Origin of the sequence: Gemmata palustris (assembly GCF_017939745.1) — a bacterium.
Lineage (GTDB): Bacteria > Planctomycetota > Planctomycetia > Gemmatales > Gemmataceae > Gemmata > Gemmata palustris.
This window is the reverse complement of record NZ_JAGKQQ010000001.1, coordinates 7,552,397-7,570,875: the sequence shown is the minus strand read 5'-3', so window position 1 is coordinate 7,570,875 and position 18,479 is coordinate 7,552,397. Positions and strand designations below refer to the sequence as shown.

The 18,479-nt window shown below is 65.6% G+C and carries 15 protein-coding genes; 7 read left to right on the top strand and 8 right to left on the bottom strand.

What is annotated here, in order from left to right; genetic code table 11:
• Positions 1-33 precede the first annotated feature (33 nt).
• The 6 genes from J8F10_RS31345 (at position 34) to J8F10_RS31320 (ending at position 4,500) form a co-directional block, all read left to right on the top strand.
• Positions 34-978 carry an IS110 family transposase gene (locus tag J8F10_RS31345; protein WP_210652302.1) on the top strand — a complete coding sequence of 315 codons (945 nt, stop codon included), beginning with the start codon at positions 34-36 and terminating at the stop codon, positions 976-978.
• Positions 979-1,193: 215 nt separating this feature from the next.
• Complete coding sequence (gene dnaJ, locus J8F10_RS31340) at positions 1,194-2,345, top strand: molecular chaperone DnaJ (protein ID WP_210660522.1); 1,152 nt, start codon at positions 1,194-1,196, stop codon at positions 2,343-2,345.
• 107 nt (positions 2,346-2,452) lie between these two features.
• Positions 2,453-2,959, top strand: coding sequence for a nucleotide exchange factor GrpE (locus J8F10_RS31335; RefSeq protein WP_210660521.1), 507 nt, complete (start codon positions 2,453-2,455; stop codon positions 2,957-2,959).
• An 81-nt stretch (positions 2,960-3,040) separates the two neighbouring features.
• A complete protein-coding gene (locus J8F10_RS31330) occupies positions 3,041-3,397 on the top strand; it encodes an FmdB family zinc ribbon protein (RefSeq protein ID WP_210660520.1) in 357 nt (118 codons plus the stop codon).
• A gap of 58 nt (positions 3,398-3,455) precedes the next feature.
• Entirely contained in the window at positions 3,456-3,644 is a 189-nt protein-coding gene (locus tag J8F10_RS31325; protein ID WP_210660519.1) for a DNA gyrase inhibitor YacG, read from the top strand.
• A 355-nt stretch (positions 3,645-3,999) separates the two neighbouring features.
• Complete coding sequence (locus J8F10_RS31320; protein ID WP_210660518.1) at positions 4,000-4,500, top strand: NYN domain-containing protein; 501 nt, start codon at positions 4,000-4,002, stop codon at positions 4,498-4,500.
• Positions 4,501-4,552: 52 nt separating this feature from the next.
• Here J8F10_RS31320 and J8F10_RS31315 read toward each other — a convergent pair whose 3' ends face one another.
• Together J8F10_RS31315 and J8F10_RS31310 are read right to left on the bottom strand one after the other, a co-directional pair.
• Positions 4,553-6,145 carry a tetratricopeptide repeat protein gene (locus J8F10_RS31315; RefSeq protein WP_210660517.1) on the bottom strand — a complete coding sequence of 531 codons (1,593 nt, stop codon included), beginning with the start codon at positions 6,143-6,145 and terminating at the stop codon, positions 4,553-4,555.
• Positions 6,146-6,211: 66 nt separating this feature from the next.
• Complete coding sequence (locus tag J8F10_RS31310) at positions 6,212-7,603, bottom strand: sigma-54-dependent transcriptional regulator (RefSeq protein ID WP_210660516.1); 1,392 nt, start codon at positions 7,601-7,603, stop codon at positions 6,212-6,214.
• Positions 7,604-7,712: 109 nt separating this feature from the next.
• On the opposite strand from J8F10_RS31310, the gene J8F10_RS31305 reads away from it, so the two are divergent.
• Positions 7,713-8,750 carry a DUF3500 domain-containing protein gene (locus J8F10_RS31305; RefSeq protein WP_210660515.1) on the top strand — a complete coding sequence of 346 codons (1,038 nt, stop codon included), beginning with the start codon at positions 7,713-7,715 and terminating at the stop codon, positions 8,748-8,750.
• A 186-nt stretch (positions 8,751-8,936) separates the two neighbouring features.
• Here the strand turns inward: J8F10_RS31305 and J8F10_RS31300 are convergent, their stop codons facing one another.
• The 6 genes from J8F10_RS31300 to J8F10_RS31275 all read right to left on the bottom strand — a co-directional run bounded on the left by J8F10_RS31300 (position 8,937) and on the right by J8F10_RS31275 (position 18,217).
• Entirely contained in the window at positions 8,937-11,096 is a 2,160-nt protein-coding gene (locus J8F10_RS31300; RefSeq protein ID WP_210660514.1) for a c-type cytochrome domain-containing protein, read from the bottom strand.
• Between the two features lie 227 nt (positions 11,097-11,323).
• Positions 11,324-13,741 carry a DUF1549 and DUF1553 domain-containing protein gene (locus tag J8F10_RS31295; protein ID WP_210660513.1) on the bottom strand — a complete coding sequence of 806 codons (2,418 nt, stop codon included), beginning with the start codon at positions 13,739-13,741 and terminating at the stop codon, positions 11,324-11,326.
• Between the two features lie 26 nt (positions 13,742-13,767).
• Positions 13,768-14,073: a type II toxin-antitoxin system RelE/ParE family toxin gene (locus J8F10_RS31290; RefSeq protein WP_210660511.1), complete on the bottom strand. Its 306-nt coding sequence runs from the start codon at positions 14,071-14,073 to the stop codon at positions 13,768-13,770.
• Positions 14,070-14,303, bottom strand: a complete 234-nt coding sequence (locus tag J8F10_RS31285) for an addiction module protein (protein WP_210660510.1) — start codon at positions 14,301-14,303, stop codon at positions 14,070-14,072. Before J8F10_RS31285 ends, J8F10_RS31290 begins: the two co-directional genes overlap by 4 nt.
• Positions 14,304-14,340: 37 nt before the next feature.
• The gene (locus J8F10_RS31280) at positions 14,341-16,833 is read right to left on the bottom strand and encodes a PPC domain-containing protein (RefSeq protein WP_210660509.1); all 2,493 of its coding nucleotides are present in this window, start codon (positions 16,831-16,833) and stop codon (positions 14,341-14,343) included.
• Positions 16,834-16,909: 76 nt separating this feature from the next.
• A complete protein-coding gene (locus J8F10_RS31275; protein WP_246523678.1) occupies positions 16,910-18,217 on the bottom strand; it encodes a DUF1501 domain-containing protein in 1,308 nt (435 codons plus the stop codon).
• Positions 18,218-18,479: the final 262 nt, after the last annotated feature.

Genomic DNA, 18,479 nt, shown 5'->3' with positions numbered 1-18,479 from the left:
GGCCGGGCCGAACGGGTGCATCGGGGCACCACCATGACGACCGCATGTTTCGTGGGGATCGATGTCTCCAAGGATCATCTCGACCTCCACGCGCGGCCCGACGGATCGGCCGCGCGCTACACCAACGACCCGACCGGTATTGCGGCCCTACTCGCGCGCGTGGGCGAACGGGCGCCCGAGCGCATCGTCCTCGAAGCCACCGGGGGGTTCGAGGGCGCGGTGGCCGCGGCCCTCGCCGCGGCCGGGCACCCCGTGGCCGTCGTCAACCCGCGCCAGGTACGGGACTTCGCCCGGGCCACCGGCAAGTTCGCCAAGACCGACGCCATCGACGCCGCGGTACTGGCCCATTTCGCCGAGGCCATCCGACCCGAGGTCCGGGCGCTCCCCGGTGCCGAGGCCGTGGCCCTCGCGGGTCTCGTGGACCGGCGCCGCCAGCTGTTGGAGATGCGCACCGCGGAGGCCAACCGCCTGGCCCTGGCGACCGCGCGCGTGGCGACGAGCGTGCGGGCCCACATCGCGTGGCTCTCGAAGCAACTGGACCAGGTCGACAAGGAACTGGCCGAGCTCATTGAAGCGCGTCCGGTGTGGCGCGCCAAGGACGACCTGCTCCAAGGGGTTCCGGGCATCGGACCGGTCGTGAGCCGGGTGCTGGTGAGCGAGCTCCCGGAGCTGGGAACGCTCTCGAACAAGCGGATCGCGTCGCTCGTGGGCGTGGCCCCGATGAGCCGCGACAGTGGCCGGATGTCGGGCACCCGTTCGATCGCCGGCGGGCGCGCGGGCGTTCGGAGCGGCCTGTACATGGCGATCCTCTCGGCCGTGCGGTACAACGAGCCGATCCGCGCGTTCTATCAGAAGCGGCGAAAGGCGGGTAAAGCGATCAAGGTCGCGCAGGTGGCGGCGATGCGCAAGCTCCTCGTCATCCTTAATGCCATGATCCGCGACAACAAACCGTGGACCCCGAACGTCGCCACCGCCTAATCGCGTGTTTTTCCCTTGACCTTCAACACAGGCGCTCCGGGGCGAAGAGAAAGACACCTGATCTGATCCGTGGGTGTTTCTGTCTTCCGCCCCGGAGGGGCCGTCTTCCGTAGCACAGGGCGGAAGCCATGTGCTTGTCTGTGTGCCCATTACCGCGTGCTGCCTATCATGGGTATTGTGTCTTTTCAATTACCCCCAGTTCACCGCCCAAACCTATGGCCGAGAAGCGCGACTACTACGAGGTGCTGGGCGTCATCCGCACGTCCACCGAGGTGGAGATCACCAAGGCGTACCGGCAACTCGCGAAGCGGTACCACCCGGACCGCAACATTGGCGACGACGAGGCGAAAATTCGGTACGCCGAAGTCGACGAGGCCTACGCGATACTGAACGACCCGAACAAGCGCGCCCGCTACGACCGGCACGGCCACGCCGGTGTGCAGGGCGGGGCCAGCAGTGAGGGCGTGGGCGTCGATCTGGGCGACCTCCTCGGCGACTTCCTCGGCGGGTTCTTCGGCGGTGGTGGGGGCGGGCGCCGGCAGCGCGGTCCGCGGCGCGGGGAGAACATCGCCGCGGTCCTCGATCTGGACCTGCTCGAAGCCGCGACCGGCGTCAGCAAGACGTTCACCGTGCCCTCCGAGCAAAACTGCCGCGATTGCGGCGGGGGCGGCGCGAAACCAGGCACGCAACCGGCCCAGTGCCGCCGGTGCCGCGGGCAGGGCTTCGAGGTCGCGGACACAGGATTCGGCATCGCGACGCGGATGCGGTGCCGCGGGTGCAACGGGCGCGGCGTGGTCATCACCGACCCGTGCCCGACGTGCCGCGGGGCCGGGCGCGTCGAGGTGCGCGAACCGGTCACGGTGAACATCCCCGCGGGCGTGGACACCGGCATCCGGTTCACCTACCCCAACGGCGGGCACGCGGGCGAGCCCGGCGCGCCGCGCGGGGATCTCGAAATCGTGATCCGCGTCCACGAGCACAAGAGCTTCGAGCGCGACGGGCACAATTTGATCTGCCAGTGCCCGATCACGTTCAGCCGGGCCGCGCTCGGCGGGCCGATCGAAATCACCACGCTCACGAACCAGAAGGTGACCATCGAGGTGCCGCGCGGGAGCCAGACGCACGCGACCGTCGTCCGCGTCCCGGGGCACGGGATGCCCTGGCTCGACGACGCCCGGCGCAAGGGCGATCTGCTCGTGCAACTGGTGGTCGAAACGCCCACGAAACTGAACGCGGAGCAAGAAGAGTTGTTCCGCAAGCTCGCGGACCTGGAGGGCACACTCGCGCCCGGTCCGCGGAAGGGAATTTTCGGCAAATTGAAGGATCTCGTAAGCGGTGATCTCCCTCAAAAAGAAGAGAAGAAGTGATCCGCAGTGATTTGTAGGGTGGGTCGGGGCCTTGCGCCTGCCCACCGTTGTGACGACTCGCACCAAACGCGACACGAACGCGCCGACTCCGCCCCAGGGTTTCACGAATGCCTGACGAAGCACCCGACGCGATCCCTGTTGAGAACGCTTCCGAACTCGCCGCGACGCGCGCGAAACTGGACGCGACCGAACAGGAATTGAGCAACTACAAGCTGAAGCTCGCCGACTTCGATAACGCCCGCAAGCGGATGCTCCGCGACGCGGAGGTCGAGCGCAAGTACGCGGCGGAATCGCTCGCCCGCGATTTGCTCGCGCCGCTCGATAACCTCGACCGCGCGCTCGACGCCGTGAAGCGCGCCGGCGACACCGGGCCGCTCGCCACGGGCGTGTCCGCGACCGCAGCGCAGTTCCTCGACGCCCTCAAGCGGCACGGCATCACCCGGATCGTGTGCGAGCCGGGGGCGGATTTCGATACGAACCTGCACCAAGCGGTCATGCAGCAGCCCGGAACCGAGTTCGCCGCCGGTCAGGTGGTGCAGGTGCTCCAGCACGGCTTCATGCTGCACGACCGCGTCCTGCGCCCGGCGTCCGTGATCGTCGCCAGCGAAGCCTAAACGCGGCGCGCCGAGCACTCCGTCGTTCACCTTCAAACACGTCACCGGTCGGCCCGCGCCGACCGTTCGCCCGGAGTACCCATGCCGACATACGACTACCGCTGTAATGCGTGCGGCCACACGTTCGACGAGCTCCAGAAGTTCTCGGACGCACCGCTGACGAAGTGCCCGGAGTGCAAGAAGAACAAACTCGAGCGCCTGTTCGGGGGCGGCGGCGCGATCATCTTCAAGGGCGGCGGCTTCTACGAAACCGATTACCGCCGCGCGGGGGAGAAGAAGGACGACGGCGCCGAGAAGGGCGCCAGCGACACGAGCAAGAGCGAGACGAAGGAGACGAAAGAAACGAAGGCCGAGTCCCCCGCGCCCGCAGCGGAGAGCACCACCAAAACCGAGACCAAGAGCGAGAGCAAGGGCGGCGCGAAGAAGAAGGGAAAGTGATGGCGCCGGTCGTCCGGGTTATCGGGAGAATTCTCGAAGTCGGGAGGGGGCGGAACCGATGAATAAGGTGCAATGTCCGATCTGTGACGCGGCGATGCCGGGAAACTGGCAGGAGTACCCGGACTATCCGTTCTGCTCCGCACGGTGCCGCAAGATCGACTTGGGTCGGTGGCTCGACGGAAAGTATCGCGTGCCCGACCCGACGCCGCCTGACAGTTCTAGTGATGGACCCGGTGACGCCGACTGACTCGTTCGTTGTTCTCACGGCCGATCCTCCGGCCGATTTACGATAGATAACGCTTGAAGGCCGCGCGTCGCGACGCGCGGCCTTCGGCGTTTTGTGGCGCGCCGTCAAAGATCGGCTATGCTGTAGTTATGCCTTTGTAAGTGTGGTCCGCTCGCGGTTCTTTGTCGAGTTCGGATTCCGAGTAACGAGTAGCGCCTCCCGCTCCCTTGCGATCGCGGCTCGTTTGAACCGTTACGACGGCCCGAAAACGGAACGAGATCGTCGCCTCTCCCACCCGAATGGATCACACGCACACGGATACGCCGCTCGCGGAGCGAACGGTTCACTAACGACCCCTGCGCCAACCCGGTGCGCCGTGACGTTCCTCATCGACGGCTACAACCTGATGCACGCGGTCGGCCTCGTGAGCCGCGCGACCCCCAGCGCGCACTTCGAGCGCGCCCGCACGCGGTTCCTCGACTGGCTGGCCGACGGAGTGAAGGGGCGTGCGGCCACGCTCCGCGTGGTGTTCGACGCCCAAGACGCCCCCGCGCCTTCGCTCGAAATGACCCACCGCGGGGTTCGCGTGCGGTTCGCGTACCAGCGCACCGCCGACGACGTGATCGAAGACTTGGTCGCGGTCGAACAGAAGCCGCACGCGGTCACGGTCGTGTCGAACGACTCGCGCGTGCGCGAAGCCGCGCGGCGGGCGGATTGCGGCGTCGCGTCGTGTCAGGAATTTACCGACTGGCTGATTAGCGACAGAGCCCCGGGCGCCAGTGCATCCAGCGCGCCGGAACCCGATAAGCCGGAGCCCACTGCCGACGACCTGGACGAGCTGTTGCAAATCTTCAGTAAGCCGAAATCGAAGCCGTAAATCTGTGGCCGGCTCGTGCCCCGGGAGGCGCGATGCGTAAACGCACTCCACTTTACGCGCCGCCCTGTTCGGCGCCGGGCGCGTCCTTCGATTCTGCCGGCGGCACCTCGATCTGATCGCGGAACGGCTTGTTCTCGCAGTAGAGGGTCAGGCGCGTTTCGTAATCAGGTTTGCTCGCGTCCGGGGCCAGTTCCACGGCTTTTTGCTGCCACTTCACCGCGTCCTCGAACCGGCCGAGTTCCGCGTAAGCCGCCGCGAGCGTGTCCACGTACCCGGGCGCTTCGTGGTTGGTGAGTTCGCACGCCCGCAGCGCGTCGCGCAGGGCCGCCGTGCCGTCGCGCAGATCGTCCTGCGGGCAGGTGGCACGTACCCAGGCGACGTGATTGAGCGTGGCCGCGTCGTTCGGGTCGATCTCGGCCGCTTTCAGGTGGTCCGCGAGTGCGGTCGCGAAGTCGCCGAGCTGGTAGAGGAGTGATGCGCGCAGGTTGTACGCGGAGTCCGATTGGGGGTTCCGCTCGACCACGGCCGATGCGTCGACGAGGGCGGCGCGGAGGTCGCCCTTGCGCCGGTTCGCCAGCGCGCGGCCGAAGTAGGCCCGCGCGCCGTCCGGGCGCAGGGCAATGGCCTGGGTGAAGTCCGCGATCGCGCGCTCCGAATCGCGCAACTCGTGAAATGCGTAGCCCCGCTGCACGAACGGGGCCGGGTCGTCGGGCGTGAGCCGGATCACTTCCGTGAAGTCGTCGATGGCCGGCTGCGTGTTTCGGAGCCGGAGGTGCGACAGCCCGCGGTTGAACCACGGCGCGGCGTCGGCCGGGTCGATCGTGATGGCCCGGGTAAAGTCCGTGATCGCCTTGGTGTGGTCGTCCAGTTCCGCGTGCGACACGCCGCGCAGATTGAGCGCGTCCGAGTGCTTCGGGTCGATCTTCAGCACCCAGGTGAAGTCGGAGACGGCCTTCACGTGCTCGTCGCGCTCGGCGTGGACCCGTGCCCGCTGCCAGAACGCTTCCGCGCTCATCGGCTGGAGCCGCAGGGCCGTGCTCAGGTCACTGAGCGCCTCGGCGGACCGGTCGAGCGCGTCGAGCGACATGGCGCGGTAGAGGTACGCCCGGGCGTGCCGCGGGTTGATACGGAGCGCGACGGTGTAATCGGCGACGGCTTCTTCGTGCTGGTTGAGCGCGGAGTAGGCGTTCCCGCGGTTGAAGAACACGCGGAACGTGTCGGGCGCGAGCTTCGCGGCGGCCTCGTAATCGACGAACGCCGCGTCGTAGTTCTTCTGACGGCTGTAAACGGCCGCGCGCCCGTTCACGGCGTCCGGGTCGTCCGGGTCCAGTTCGATGGCCTTCGTGTAATCGGCGAGTGCGGAGTCGAGGTCGCCGCTATCGACGTGGGCGGTGGCGCGGTTGTGGTACGCCTCCGCGTAGTCCGGTCGCAGTTCGACGGCTTGTGTAAAGTCGGCAACCGCGTCGTCGTGCTTCCCGGCGGCGGCGAGCGCGTTGCCGCGGTGGAAGTACAGTTCGGGGTCGGTCGGGTCGAGGTCGACGGCGCCGGAGAACGCCTCGACCGCTTTCCCGTACTCGCCGCGCCGCGCGTAGGTGTGCCCGCGGCGGACGAGGTTCAGAATTTCCGAAGGGTTGTCGCTTGCCATGCGTGCATTATACCGGTGCAAGTGCTCGTGACTGGAAGCTGGGTTGGTCCGCGCGTCACTTCGTAATCACTCGGCGGGCTTCTCGCCCTCTTTCTTCCACTCTTGCAGCTTGCGGTACATCGTGCGCTCGCTGATTTTGAGCATTTTGGCCGCTTCCTCGCGGTTACCGGCGGTCAGGTCCAGCGCCTTTTCCATGTAGTAGCGCTCGACGTCTTCGAGCGGGCGCCCGATCAGGTGGTCCGGGCCGGTCGCCGTGGTTGTACTTGTCGCGCCGGCCGGCTTCACGCCCGCGTCCTCGGGGAAGTCGTCGGGTGTGAGTTCGCCGTCCAGATCGAGCACCATCATGCTGTCGAGCAGGTTCCGCAACTCGCGCACGTTGCCGGGCCAGTCGTAGCCCTCGAAGGCTTTCCACACATTGGGCGAGACTTTGGGAACCGGCTTGTTGTAGCGCTTCGCGAAGTCCTTCAGGAAGTGCGAAACCAACTGGGGGATGTCCTCGCGGTGCTCTCGCAGTGGCGGCAATTTAATTGTGCCGACCTTCAACCGGAAGTAGAGATCCTGCCGGAACCGCCCCGCGTCCACTTCTTTCTGAAGGTCTTTGTTCGTGGCCGCGATGATACGCACGTCCACTTTGATCGGGTCGTTGGCCCCGATGCGCACGATCTCGCCGTTCTCCAGGGCGCGGAGCAACTTCGCCTGGAGCGTCAGCGGCATGTCGCCGATTTCGTCGAGAAACAGCGTGCCCCCGTGGGCGTGCTCGAACCGGCCCTTGCGCGCGCCCTTCGTGCCGGTGTACGCGCCGTCCTCGTGGCCGAACATCTCGTCGTCGAGCAGGTTCTCGTTGAGCGCGGCGCAGTTCATCGCGGTGAACGGTTTGGCCTTGCGCGGGCTGTTGGTGTGGAGCGCGCGGGCGACCAGTTCCTTGCCGGTGCCGTTCTCGCCGAGGATGACCACGGACGCGGGCGAGGGCGCGTAGGCTTTCAAGTCCTTCAGTACGCGCAGCATTTTCGGGCTGTTGCCGATCACGCCCTCGAAGCCGAATTTCTCATCGATCTGCCGGCGCAGGTCGCGCAGTGTGCCCACACGTTTGGCAGAATTTTCGACCACCGCGCGCAGTTCCGCCATATCGAGCGGCTTCTGAAGGTAGTGCGCCGCCCCCCGCTTCATCGCTTCCACCGCGGTCTTTACGTCCGCGAACCCGGTGACGACGTACACCTCCGCGTCCGGGCGCAGTTGCTTGCACCGCTCCACGACCTCCAACCCGTGCAGGTCGGCCATCTTCAGGTCGGTGAGCACCACGTCGAACGGCGTCTGTTCCAGTTTCGCGACGCCGGCTTTTCCACCGGTTGCAATGGTGCAGGCGTGCCCGCGGCGCTCGAGGCTCTCGGCCACCGTTTCGGCGTGGGTCTTGTCGTCGTCGATCACCAGGATCTGGAGCGGTTCGGCCGGGGCGGACATAAAAACGGTCCCTTCGCAAAACGAGAGCGGTTCCCTTAGTTTAGCGGTGCCCCGGGCCGAGACACCGCTTAACATGTCTTCTACCCGCCTCGAAAGGAGCCACTCTCCAATGACCCGTGTTCGCATTTCCGTTCTCGCAATCACCCTTGCTGCCGTTATGGGTGTTGCGCTCGTCGGCAGTTCCGCGCCGGAAACGACCGGCGGCCGGATGACCGCGTCCGCGTCCACGTTCCTCGCGGCGCTGTCGCCGGAACTGAAAAAGAAAGCGGTCTTCGACTTCAAAGACCCGCACCGCGCCGCGTGGTTCTTCACCCCGCAGCAGGACCGGGAGAAGAAGTTCACCCGCAAGGGCGCCCGCCTCGAAGAAATGACCGCGGAGCAGAAGAAGGCCGCGATGGAACTGCTGAAGTCCGGCCTCTCCGCCAAGGGGTACGAGCAGGCCACCACGATCATCGGCCTGGAAAACCTGCTGCTCGAACTCGAGGGACCGAAGAGCGCGATGACGCGCAACCCCTCGTGGTACTTCGTGAGCGTGTTCGGGGAGCCGTCGAGCACCGGGAAATGGGGCTGGCGGTTCGAGGGGCACCACCTGTCGGTGAACTACACGCTCGATAAGGGCGAGGTGGTAGCCGGCGCGCCGATCCTGTTCGCGTCCAACCCGGCCGAGGTGAAGGGCGGGGCGAAGAAGGGGCTGCGCCCGCTCCCGGAAATCGAGGACCACGTGCGTGCCCTTATCAAGTCGCTCAACGAGGAGCAGGACAAGTCCGCGAAGCAGCCGAAGGCGTTCCCGGAAATCAAGGAGGGGCAGGCCAAAGCGGACGTGGGCGCCCCGGTCGGGATCACCGCGGACAAGCTCACCGCGGACCAGAAGGCCACGCTCGTAAAGCTGCTGCAAGCCTACGCCGGGCGCATGCCGGACGAACTCGCCGACACCGAAATGAAGAAGGTGAAGGCCACGCCCGATACGAAACTGTTCTTCGCCTACAGCGGCAGCCCGAAGCCGGGCGAAGGGTACACGTACCGCGTGCAAGCGCCGGATTTCGTCGTCGAGTTCCTGAACGTGCAGGCCGACAGCGCGAAGAACCAAGCGAACCACATCCACAGCGCGTGGCGCCGGCTCCCGATCGACTTCGGCCTGAGCGAGTAACGCAATCGGTCGATTGAAATGAAAAGCACCGGGGCGGCACTCTTTTAGAGTGCCGCCCCGGTGCTTTTCCTGGGACCGCGGACGTCTCGTCCGCTGTTTTGGGGACCACTCACCAGTACAACGAACCGCGCTTCCGGTCATGCAGCGTGCGGACGGGACGTCCGCGGTCCCAGGAAAAACACCGGGTTACTTCTTCGGCGGGACGGGCGTGGGGGCCGGCGGTGCGGTTACGGTCTTCAGTTGCTCGAGCGTCGCTTTCGCAGTGGCGATTTCGGCGTTGAGCGCGTCGAGTGCCGCTTTTGCGGGCGCCGTGGCCGCGTTTGCGGCGTCGGCTGCGGCTTTGGCCGGTGCGACCGCGTCGGTTGCGGGCTTCTGCATTGGAGTGAGCGTCGCGACCGTCTTCTGGTTCGCAGCGACCACCGCCGTTGCGTCGGTGTACGCCTTCGATTGAGCCGCGTGCTTGTCCGTTGCCGCTTTGAGCGCGGCTGCGGTGTCGGCCTGGACCTTTTTTGCGATCGCCAGTTCTGCGCTCAAAGCCGCGAGCGCATCGGCCTTTTTCTTTACTTGCGCGACGAGGTCCGCGTTCGCGGGCGTTTTCGTCGAAGCGTCGGCGATGGCCTTCGCCGCAACGGTTTCCGCGCTCACCACCGCTTCGAGGGCAGCGGCCTTGTTTGCCGCCGCGGTCGCGATCGGCGTCGCCTTATCTACTTCGGCCTTCGCCGCGTCCATTTGCGGTTTGGCGGCGTTCGCTGCGGCGGTGAAGTCGGTCACGGCCTTGTTTGCTGCAGCCAGGTCCGCGTTGATCTTGTTCACGTTCGCGACGGCCGCGTTGTGAGCGTCGGTCGCTTGCTTCGCCTTGAGCGCAGCCGCATCGAACGCGGCCTGCGTCGGCGGAATCTTCGCGGTCGCCGCAGTGATCGCGGTTTCGACCTTTTTCAATCGTTCGACGGCCGGGAGCGGGTTGACGTCGAGCGTGGCGACCGCTTTCGCGTCGACCGCGGTCCACGTCTTCACCACGCCGGACCAGTCACCCGCGATCACGCGGGCATTGTCGTGCGTCACCGCGACTTTCAGCCCCAAGTCCGGGAACGCCTCGAAGGTCTTCAGCGCGGTGCCGTTCTGGTCCCAGAACTTCGTGACCCGATCGCGCCCGGTGCTGGCGAGTTTGCCGTCGTGCGTGAACTGCACGCTCGCCGCGCCACCGCCGTGCGCGCCCCAGTTCTTGATGTTCCCGCCGTTCTCCATTTCCCAGAGCTTGATCGTCGTGTCTTCGCTGCACGTCGCGAGCACGTTGGAGTCGTCGCGCCACGACACGTCCGTAATCATCGCGGTGTGCCCGCGGAGGCTGAAGTACTCGCGCCCGGTGAACGCTTCCCACACGAACGCGCCGCCGTTGCGGTCCCCGGTCGCGAGTAGCACGCCGTCCGCGCTGTACTCGACCGCTGTCACCCAGTCGGTGTGCTTCTTGATTTCGCGGATCACCTTGCCGTCGGTGGTGGAGTAGATGCGGACGAGCTTCGACGGACTGCCGACGGCGATCTGCGTTTGGTCCGCGGAGATGTCCGCGGCGAGGATCGCGTCGTTCTCGATGCCGACCTCGATCACCTTCTCGCCGTTCTCGACCTTGTAGAGTACGGCCTTCCCGGACGACCCGCCCTTACCGCCCGCGACCAGGAGGAACCGGGCGTTGCGCGAGAACTTGATGCTGTTGATCTGCCCGTGCTCGAACGGGATGAACCCGATCAGCGCGCCGGTGTCGGTGTTGTACAGGATGACCTGCTTCTGCCCGCCGATGGCAACGAGGGGTGCCCACGGACTGGTCGCCATCGCGAGGACGGCGCCCGGTCGGCGCGCGGTCACTACCGGGTCGAGCTTCAGTTTGCCGACGGCCGGCATCGGCGGCGGGCCTTCCGGCCGACCCTTCACGATGGATTTCAGCCCGATGTCGGCGGTGGGCTTGGGCGTGACGCTGGCCTTACTGCCGGCATTTTCGCGCGCCCCCTGCTCTACCCACAACTTGATGACCGCGAGCTGTGCATCGGGCATCTTGTTGCCGTTGGGCGGCATCTTCGGCTCTTCGATGTGTGCCGAGAGCGTGTAGACGCGCGACTTCGACGGATCGCCCGGCTTCACCGCGGCCCCGGACGACCCGCCCTTTTGCAGCGCCGCGTAAGTGGCGAGGTTGAGGTCGCCCTTCTGCTTGTCGTTGCTGTGACAGTTCGCGCAGTGCTGCTTGACGATGGGCAACACATCGTCGTCGAAGGTCGGGTTCTTCGCGTCCGCGAGGACGCGAGCACCGCCCGCAAGGACCGCTACCACGGAACAGAGGAATGCCAATTGCCGCATATCAAGAAGCCTCGTCGGAATCGTTTGTGAGCGGCGCGACATCAGCCCGCCGGTGTGTTTTAAGCCCCGGAGGGGCGGCAGAGTGTAGCCAGGGGTGGAGCGAGCTACGCGAGCGTAACCCCTGGAAAAGAGCGATTCGGGAGCGGTTGGACCCAATCCGCCAGGGGTTGCGCTGCGCTTCACCCCTGGCTACTCTCTGTCGCCCCTACCGGGGCTACAAAGACCCATTAGTGATTAAACATGAACTCGCGGGAGTTCATCACCGCCCAGAACACGTCTTCGAGCGCCTGCTTCTTGTCCTTCGCGGCGTCCACGATGGCGGTGAGGTTCTTCAGCTCTTCCGCACGCGGGGCGCGCGTGAGACAGCGGACGTAAATCTGTTCGATGATCTGCGCCGGGGTCTTCTTCTCTTGGAGCATCTTGCCCACCAGATTGCCCTGCGCGATCTTCGGCTCTACGGTTTCGCCGTTCAGCAGGTGGAGACTTTGCGACAGCGTCGGCTCGAGGCGCACCTCGCACGAGCACACCGTTTCGCGCGTGGGCCGGCCGAAGGTCGTGAGGAAGTACGTGCTCACACCGCCGTCCGCGATTTGTACGGCTCGTGCGCCCAGTGGGAGCCCCTGGAACTTGTTCTTCGTGTCCGTCACCTGCGTGATGACGTCGAGCATCGTTTCGGCCCGGATTCTGCGGACCGGACCGCGCGCAAAGTTCCGCGTATCGCTCTCGTTGGTCTTCGTAGCTTGTGTGCTGCGCTGGTACGTCTGCGACGTGCAGATGTCGCGCACGAGCTTCTTGAAGTCGTACTTGTAGCCGGTGAACTTCTTCCCCAATTCGTCGAGCAGTTCCTGGTTGCTCGCGGGGTTCGAGATGCGCACGTCGTCCACTTCGTTTACGATGCCCTGACCGAAGAAGTGGTTCCACACGATGTTCGACAGGTTCTTGGCGAAGTACGGGTTGTCCGCACTGGCGAGCCAGTTCGCGGCGACCGTGCGGCGATCCTTCCCGGCCACATCGACCGGCGCCGTGCCACCGAGGAACTTCGCGGGCATCGGGCGCCCGCGCACGGGGTGGTTCACCTCGCCGCCGCCGCTGTTGAACACCACCAGTTCGCGCGCGTCGTCCGTGCCCTTGCGCCCGATCTGCGTGAAGAAGCTCGCGAACCCGTAGTAATCGTCCTGCGTCCAGCGGTCGAACGGGTGGTTGTGGCACTGGGCGCACTGGATGCGCATGCCCATGAACACCTGGGCGACGTTCTCCGTCACTTTTAGTACGTCGCGCTCGAGCTGGTAGTAGTTGGTCGCCGGGCTCTTGAACGTCCCGCCGTTGGCGCCGAGCAGCTCCTTCACCCACACGTCCGTGGGCACGTTGTTCGCGATCTTCTCTTGCAGCCAGCCGTAATAGAGCAGCATCGCCTTGTAGCTAACTTCGTTCGACGAGCGGATTTGCAGCAGTTCCGCCCACTTGAGCACCCACAGTTCCGCGAACTCCTTGCGGTCGAGCAACTCGTCGACGAGCAACTCGCGCTTGTTCGGCAGGGTGGACACCATGAACCGGGCGTACTCCTCGGGCGCGGGCAGCCCGCCGATGATGTCCAAATATACGCGGCGCACGAAGGTCGCGTCGTCGCACACGCCGGACGGCTCGATGCGGAGCTTCTTGAGCTTATTGTGAACGAGCGTGTCGATGTAGTTCGTTTCCGCGGGGTTGGCCCACGCGAACTTCAGATCTTTGGGCAGCGTGATGAACGGCACGCCGATGGTGAACGTGTGGAACCGGGCCATCACGAACGCTTCCCCGCGCTCGCCCGCGGTCACGGCGCCGGTGTCGTCGATCTTGGCCGCGGTGTCGTTGTTGGTGAGGAAGAGCGCGAGGTTCGTCACGTCGCGGTCGGTGCCGTCCGAATACTTCGCCCGCACCACGATGCGCTGCTTCTCGCCCTTGCCATCGAGTACGGCACTCGGCGGGAACACTTCCATGCTCACCGGCAGTGCGATTGTGGGGGCGTCCAGCGGGGCATCAGCTTCGAGCCAGCGCGTGATCGCCTGGTAGTACTCGTCGCCCTCCTTGATCTTCGCGCCGCCCGTGTGGGCGACCTTGCCCGTCGCTTTTTCGAGCAGCGTGCTCTCGGCCGGGAGCGCGAGGTTGATGCGGCGGCCGTTGAGTTCACGCGTGAGCCGGAAGTGGTCGCCCTCGGGGTCGAAACCGAACAGTGAGAGCCGGAACCCGTCCTTCCCGCGCGCGGCGCCGTGGCACCCGCCGACGTTACACCCGGTGCGCATGAACACGGGCATCACGTCCTGCTTGAAGGAGATCGCGCGATCGTCCTTCGCCTTCGTGACCTTTACGGGCACTTTGACCGTTTGCCCGTTGAGCCCGACCGTCATTTCGGTGGCGCCGTCCGCGACCGGCACGACGTAGAACTTGTCGAGCTTCACGAGCGCGGGGTTCGCAAACGTGACCTGTGCCTGGGCGGTCACGTCTCGGGTGATACCGTCGGGCTGCGTGAGCTGCACCACGAACGATTGCCGGTCGCGGCTCGTTTCGAGATTAATGTCGGGCGGGTAGACAGCGATCTGCTGCCCGAAGACGGGTTCACCGCAGAGGGCACAGAGGGCACAGAGAGAAAGCAGATAAGCAAGGCGCATGTCGAAAAGCCTCATGCGGTGGGTCTTCACACGTCGTTCAGTCGGTCGAGCCAGTAGCCCGGTTTCCGTCGTTGGTTCGCGACCGCGATCACGTGAACCGCGGCATCTCGTTCGATGAAGTAGACGGCGAACGGGAACCGATTGAGGAGCCGGCGCCGCGCGGGACCACCTTTGTAGAGGGCAAACACCGTGGGCACGTTGCCGATCTGGGTGAGAGCGGCTTCGATTTCGGCCCGGAACAGTTCGCCGTAGCCGGCCCGACGCGATTCGTAGAAGTCGGCTGCGTCCTCGATCTCCGTTTCGGCTTCCGGGTGCAGGATGACCGGTTTCATTTTGCGTACTTCGCACGGAGCCGTTCCATCACTTCGTTTGCCGGTACACCCTTCACCCGCCCACTATCCAGGTCTTCTGCACGGCGTTGGAGCACCGCATCGAAGGCGGTATTGTCTTCCGTGACGTCATCGGGCGGAAGCGACGCAGCAAGCGCGTCCATCACCTCTAGCCGCTCCGCGAGGGGCAGTTCCAGTATGGCCGTTTTCAGTTTCTCGGCGGCTTCGCTCATGGCTTCTCCGTGTCGAGTGGGCGAACGCCTCATCATATCACGGCTTCTTCGGCTCTTCTTTCTTGGGTGGCGGTTGCGTGCCACTGGCCGCGGCCTTCTCGCGCTCCTCGGCTTCCTTGCGGAGCTGCTCGAGGCGCGTGAGCCGCTTTTCGGGCGTCGCCGGTGTCGGGGTGGGCGGCTTCGGCGTCATCGGGTTCGGTTGTGGTGTCGGGGTGGCCGCGACCTTCGGCGGGAGCGGGGCGTCGATGCGGAGCTGCGTACCGCCGGTGTTCCCCGTGATGAGCTCGCCGCCCTTGTCGATCACCACTTGTGCGAAGACGTTGTGCTGACCGATGGGGCTGGTCTTGTCCGCGACGATCGGGAACGCGATCTCCTTCGTGTCCTTCGTGACTTCCAAAACCTGAGTCGTGACCTTCGTCGGGAGGCCGTAGACGGTCACCTTCGCCTTGCCCTCGAACGGTCGCGTCACCGCGACCTTGCAGAATAGTTGCGTTTGCCCGCCCTGTTCAACGGCCGGGCGCTCCATCGCGAGGGTGACGACGGGGGCCGCGACTTCGAGCGCGAACAGTTGGCTCGAAACCCAGACCGGGCCTTTGCCCGCGTCCGCCACCGCGTGAACGGCCGTCTTCCACTTGCGGGCGCCCGCGTCCGGGGCCGCGTTCATCGGCAGCACGGTTTCTGTTTGACCCTCGGGGATCACCGCGGAGCCTTGAATGCCCATGCCCGGCGGGGTCCACAGCGGGAACACCGTGATCGCGCCCTTGAAGCCCGCGGCGCGCTTGGCGACGACACGGAGGTTGAACGAGCCGTTCTGCACGAGCGGCACTTTCGGCTCGATCACCTCGATCGAGTACGGTGCGACCTCACCGACCGCGACCGCGGTGCGGTTGATTTCGTGCCGCGCGTACACGGTCTGGTTCGGCGGACCGAGAACGAGCGCCGCATCGAGCGACAATTTGTACGACGCCTTTACGTTGGGGTCGGGGTGGACCGCGGTGATTACCGCGAGGTGGCCCGCGGTCGGTGCGTCCGGCTTGGCGTCGAACACCACGGGAACGACGTTCAGCCCCGCTTCCATTTGTTCCGCGGTCAGCGTGACGCCCGCGGGGAGCTTATCCAACCCGATGTTGAGTGGGCCGCCGAAGTCGGCGCGGTTCGCGATCACGAGCACCGCGTTCCGCCCGCCCTTCGGAACGGTAATCGTCTGGCGGTCCTGGTTCGCGGGGTTGTTGCCGTCAACTTTGGGGATGGTGGTGCTGATCGCGGCCGCGACCGGCGTCAGTTCGATGCGGTAGAAGTAGTCCGCGCCGCCCTTCTTCAGGTGGTCGTGAACCCAGAGCGTGTAGTCACCATCGGCCGGGATCGTGAGGCGGAAGTAGCTGTCCGGGCCACCGCTATCGTCGTTGGCGGCGATCACCCCGCCGGTCGCGTTGCCGAAGTAGAGCACCGGGTCGAGCGGCGAGCCGAGTTGCCGGGCGAAGCACCGGGCGTCGAACACCTGGCCCTTCTTCGCGGCGAACTTGAAGTAGTCGGTTTCGTTCGGTGCGCTCACGACGCCGTTGAACGCACCGGGCGCGGCGCCGGGGCTGGCGGTCGCGGGCGCGCCGTTGTTCGGTGTTTCGAGCGCGTTGGGCAGGTTCGCGACGCGGAACTTGAAGCCGGCGGGGTGAATCCCCTCGGGCGTCTGGCAGTGCAGCCGCCACTGGTCGTCCGGGTTCGCGGGGAGCTTGACCTTCTGCTTGATCGGCCCGGACGGGTCGCCGAGGAAGGTGACTTCCAGTTCTTCGCCCGGTTTGCCGCCTGCGGGCACAACCGCTGTAGGCCGCGGGAAGTTGCCAATGTGCAGACGGTACTGGCACGCACCGTTGCCGCCGTAGGCGCTCTCGCGGATCTGGACGATGTACTTGCCGTCGGCCGGGACCACGACCGAGCACCCGCCGTCTTGCGCGCTGAGCGCAGAGTCGTCGCCGGTCGCGAGTTCAAACCGCTTCGCGTCGAGGATCGCGACGTAGGGATCGAAGAACGTGACGCCCAAACGCATTCCTTCGACTTCGACCGAGAGGCGCTGGCCCTTCTTGCACTCGACGACGAAGTAATCCTGGTCTTCCGCTTGAACGATGCCGTGAACGGTCACGTTCAGCGGGACCGGTTGCGGCTTGTCGAAATCGTTGTTCGGCTCGACCTCTTCCACGACTGGAAGTGCCCCGATCCAAAATGTGCGCACCTCCGAGATTCCCGACGCGGTCCGAACACGAAAGGCGTGCTCACCGAGGGGGCAATCCGGTGCGATCGTGACCGTGGCCTTCAGCGTCGCGTCGTTGACGACTTCGAGCTTCTTGACCGCGATGCCGGGGTAATAGACGAGCACCTCCTGTGCGTCCGCGAGGCGCCCGCCGGAGAACGTGAGTACGGCTTCGGTGCCGCGCTGCGCCCCGCGCGGCTGGATTCCGCCGAGCGAGGGAGACGCGGCAAATGTTTCACCGCAGAGGGCGCAAAGGGCACAGAGAGGAAGCACGAGACGAAGAAGCATGGTGTGAACTCCTGATTCCGGTCTTTCTCTGCGCCCTTTGCGCCCTCTGCGGTGAACACCCTTCCTGAAATTCCGCTTACGCCAACAGTTCCTTGCGGGTCTTCCCCTCGCGGACGATGTCGATCGGGCGGTCGCCGGGCGACATGAGTTTCTTGGTCGCGTCGATGCCCAGGCAGTCGTAAACGGTGTGCGCCAGGTCTTCGACCGTCAGCCCGTCCTCGTCGGGTTCGCTGGCGGTCGCGTCGGACTTGCCGTAGATGAAGCCCTTCTTGATGCCGCCCCCGGCGAGCACCACGCTGAACACCTTCGGCCAGTGGTCGCGCCCGGCGGTCCCGTTGATCTTCGGCGTGCGCCCGAACTCACTCGACACCATGATGAGCGTGCTGTCGAACAGCCCGCGCTGCTTCAGGTCGGTGATGAGGGTCGCGAACGCTTGGTCGAATTGCGGGAGCTGGCTCTTCGTGCCGTTGATGATGTCGTTGTGCAGGTCCCACCCGCCGTAGGTGAGCGTGACGAACCGGACGCCGCCCTCGACGAGCCGGCGGGCCATCAGCATCCGCTGGCCGGCGGTGTTGCGGCCGTAGGCGTCGCGGAGCTTGGCCTCTTCCTTGTTGATGTCGAAGGCGTCGCGGGCCTTCTCGCTGGAGATCAGGCCGTAGGCGCGCTGGTAGAAGGTGTCCATCGCGTCGAGGTTGTCCGACTTCTCCTTACCGGCGAAGTGAGCGTTCACCGCGTCGAGCATGTTCCGCCGGGTGGCGAACCGGTCGGGGGTGACGCTCCCCGGGAGGCTGAGGTCCTGCACGCGGAACCCGCCATTGGCCGGGTCGCTGCCCAAACTGAACGGGGCGAAGGACGACGACAAGTACCCGCTGCCCGCGTCGTTGGCCGGCATGTTCGGCACCGCGACGTAGGGCGGGAGGTTGTTTCGCACGCCGAGCTCGTGGCTGACCACGCTGCCCATGCTGGGGAACTTGAGCGCCGGGCTGGGGCGGTAGCCGGTGAACATGTTGTGCGTGCCGCGCTCGTGGGCGGCTTCGCCGTGGGTCATCGCCCGGCACACGGTGATCTGGTCCGCGATCGCGGCGGTCTTCGTGAGGCACTCGTTGAAGACCTCGCCCTCGATCTTGGTCTTCACGGTGCCCATCTGCCCGCGGTACTCGACCGGCGCGAACGGCTTCGGGTCCCAGCTCTCCTGGTGGGCCTGACCGCCGGGCAGGAAAATGTGGATACAGGCTTCGGCCTTCGGCTTCTTCTTCGCGGCCGGTTCCGCGGCCTGCAGCCGCATGTACTGGTCGAGGGTCAGGCCGAGAGCACCAATTGCCCCGACGTGCAGGAAGTTTCTCCGGCTGAGCGGCGAACCCATGCAACGAGACAGCAAGTTCATCGGCAGGACTCCTGTCGGAAGGAATGGCGTGAGGTTGTTAGGCGGGTCAGTGTGCAGCGGGTCGGGCGTTGAGCGCAGGCTCGGGCCTGGGGAGGGCAGGCGGCGCGGTTGTTGGCAGGACGTCAAAACGTGGCAGCGCGCGAGCGCCGTGGCAGCGGTCATTCGCGCAGGTAGAAGATAGTCGGCCGGAGAGTGGGAGTCAATTCATTCCTTTCGTCCTCACCGAAATTCCGAAATTACCCAGGCGGTAAGGTCGGATCGC

Bases quoted from the DNA above. Each gene is read 5' to 3' on its own strand.
- J8F10_RS31345 (WP_210652302.1), top strand. From the start codon at position 34: ATGACGACCGCATGTTTCGTGGGGATCGATGTCTCCAAGGATCATCTC.
- dnaJ (WP_210660522.1), top strand. From the start codon at position 1,194: ATGGCCGAGAAGCGCGACTACTACGAGGTGCTGGGCGTCATCCGCACG.
- J8F10_RS31335 (WP_210660521.1), top strand. From the start codon at position 2,453: ATGCCTGACGAAGCACCCGACGCGATCCCTGTTGAGAACGCTTCCGAA.
- J8F10_RS31330 (WP_210660520.1), top strand. From the start codon at position 3,041: ATGCCGACATACGACTACCGCTGTAATGCGTGCGGCCACACGTTCGAC.
- J8F10_RS31325 (WP_210660519.1), top strand. From the start codon at position 3,456: ATGAATAAGGTGCAATGTCCGATCTGTGACGCGGCGATGCCGGGAAAC.
- J8F10_RS31315 (WP_210660517.1), bottom strand. From the start codon at position 6,145: ATGGCAAGCGACAACCCTTCGGAAATTCTGAACCTCGTCCGCCGCGGG.
- J8F10_RS31310 (WP_210660516.1), bottom strand. From the start codon at position 7,603: ATGTCCGCCCCGGCCGAACCGCTCCAGATCCTGGTGATCGACGACGAC.
- J8F10_RS31305 (WP_210660515.1), top strand. From the start codon at position 7,713: ATGACCCGTGTTCGCATTTCCGTTCTCGCAATCACCCTTGCTGCCGTT.
- J8F10_RS31300 (WP_210660514.1), bottom strand. From the start codon at position 11,096: ATGCGGCAATTGGCATTCCTCTGTTCCGTGGTAGCGGTCCTTGCGGGC.
- J8F10_RS31295 (WP_210660513.1), bottom strand. From the start codon at position 13,741: ATGCGCCTTGCTTATCTGCTTTCTCTCTGTGCCCTCTGTGCCCTCTGC.
- J8F10_RS31290 (WP_210660511.1), bottom strand. From the start codon at position 14,073: ATGAAACCGGTCATCCTGCACCCGGAAGCCGAAACGGAGATCGAGGAC.
- J8F10_RS31285 (WP_210660510.1), bottom strand. From the start codon at position 14,303: ATGAGCGAAGCCGCCGAGAAACTGAAAACGGCCATACTGGAACTGCCC.
- J8F10_RS31280 (WP_210660509.1), bottom strand. From the start codon at position 16,833: ATGCTTCTTCGTCTCGTGCTTCCTCTCTGTGCCCTTTGCGCCCTCTGC.
- J8F10_RS31275 (WP_246523678.1), bottom strand. From the start codon at position 18,217: ATGAACTTGCTGTCTCGTTGCATGGGTTCGCCGCTCAGCCGGAGAAAC.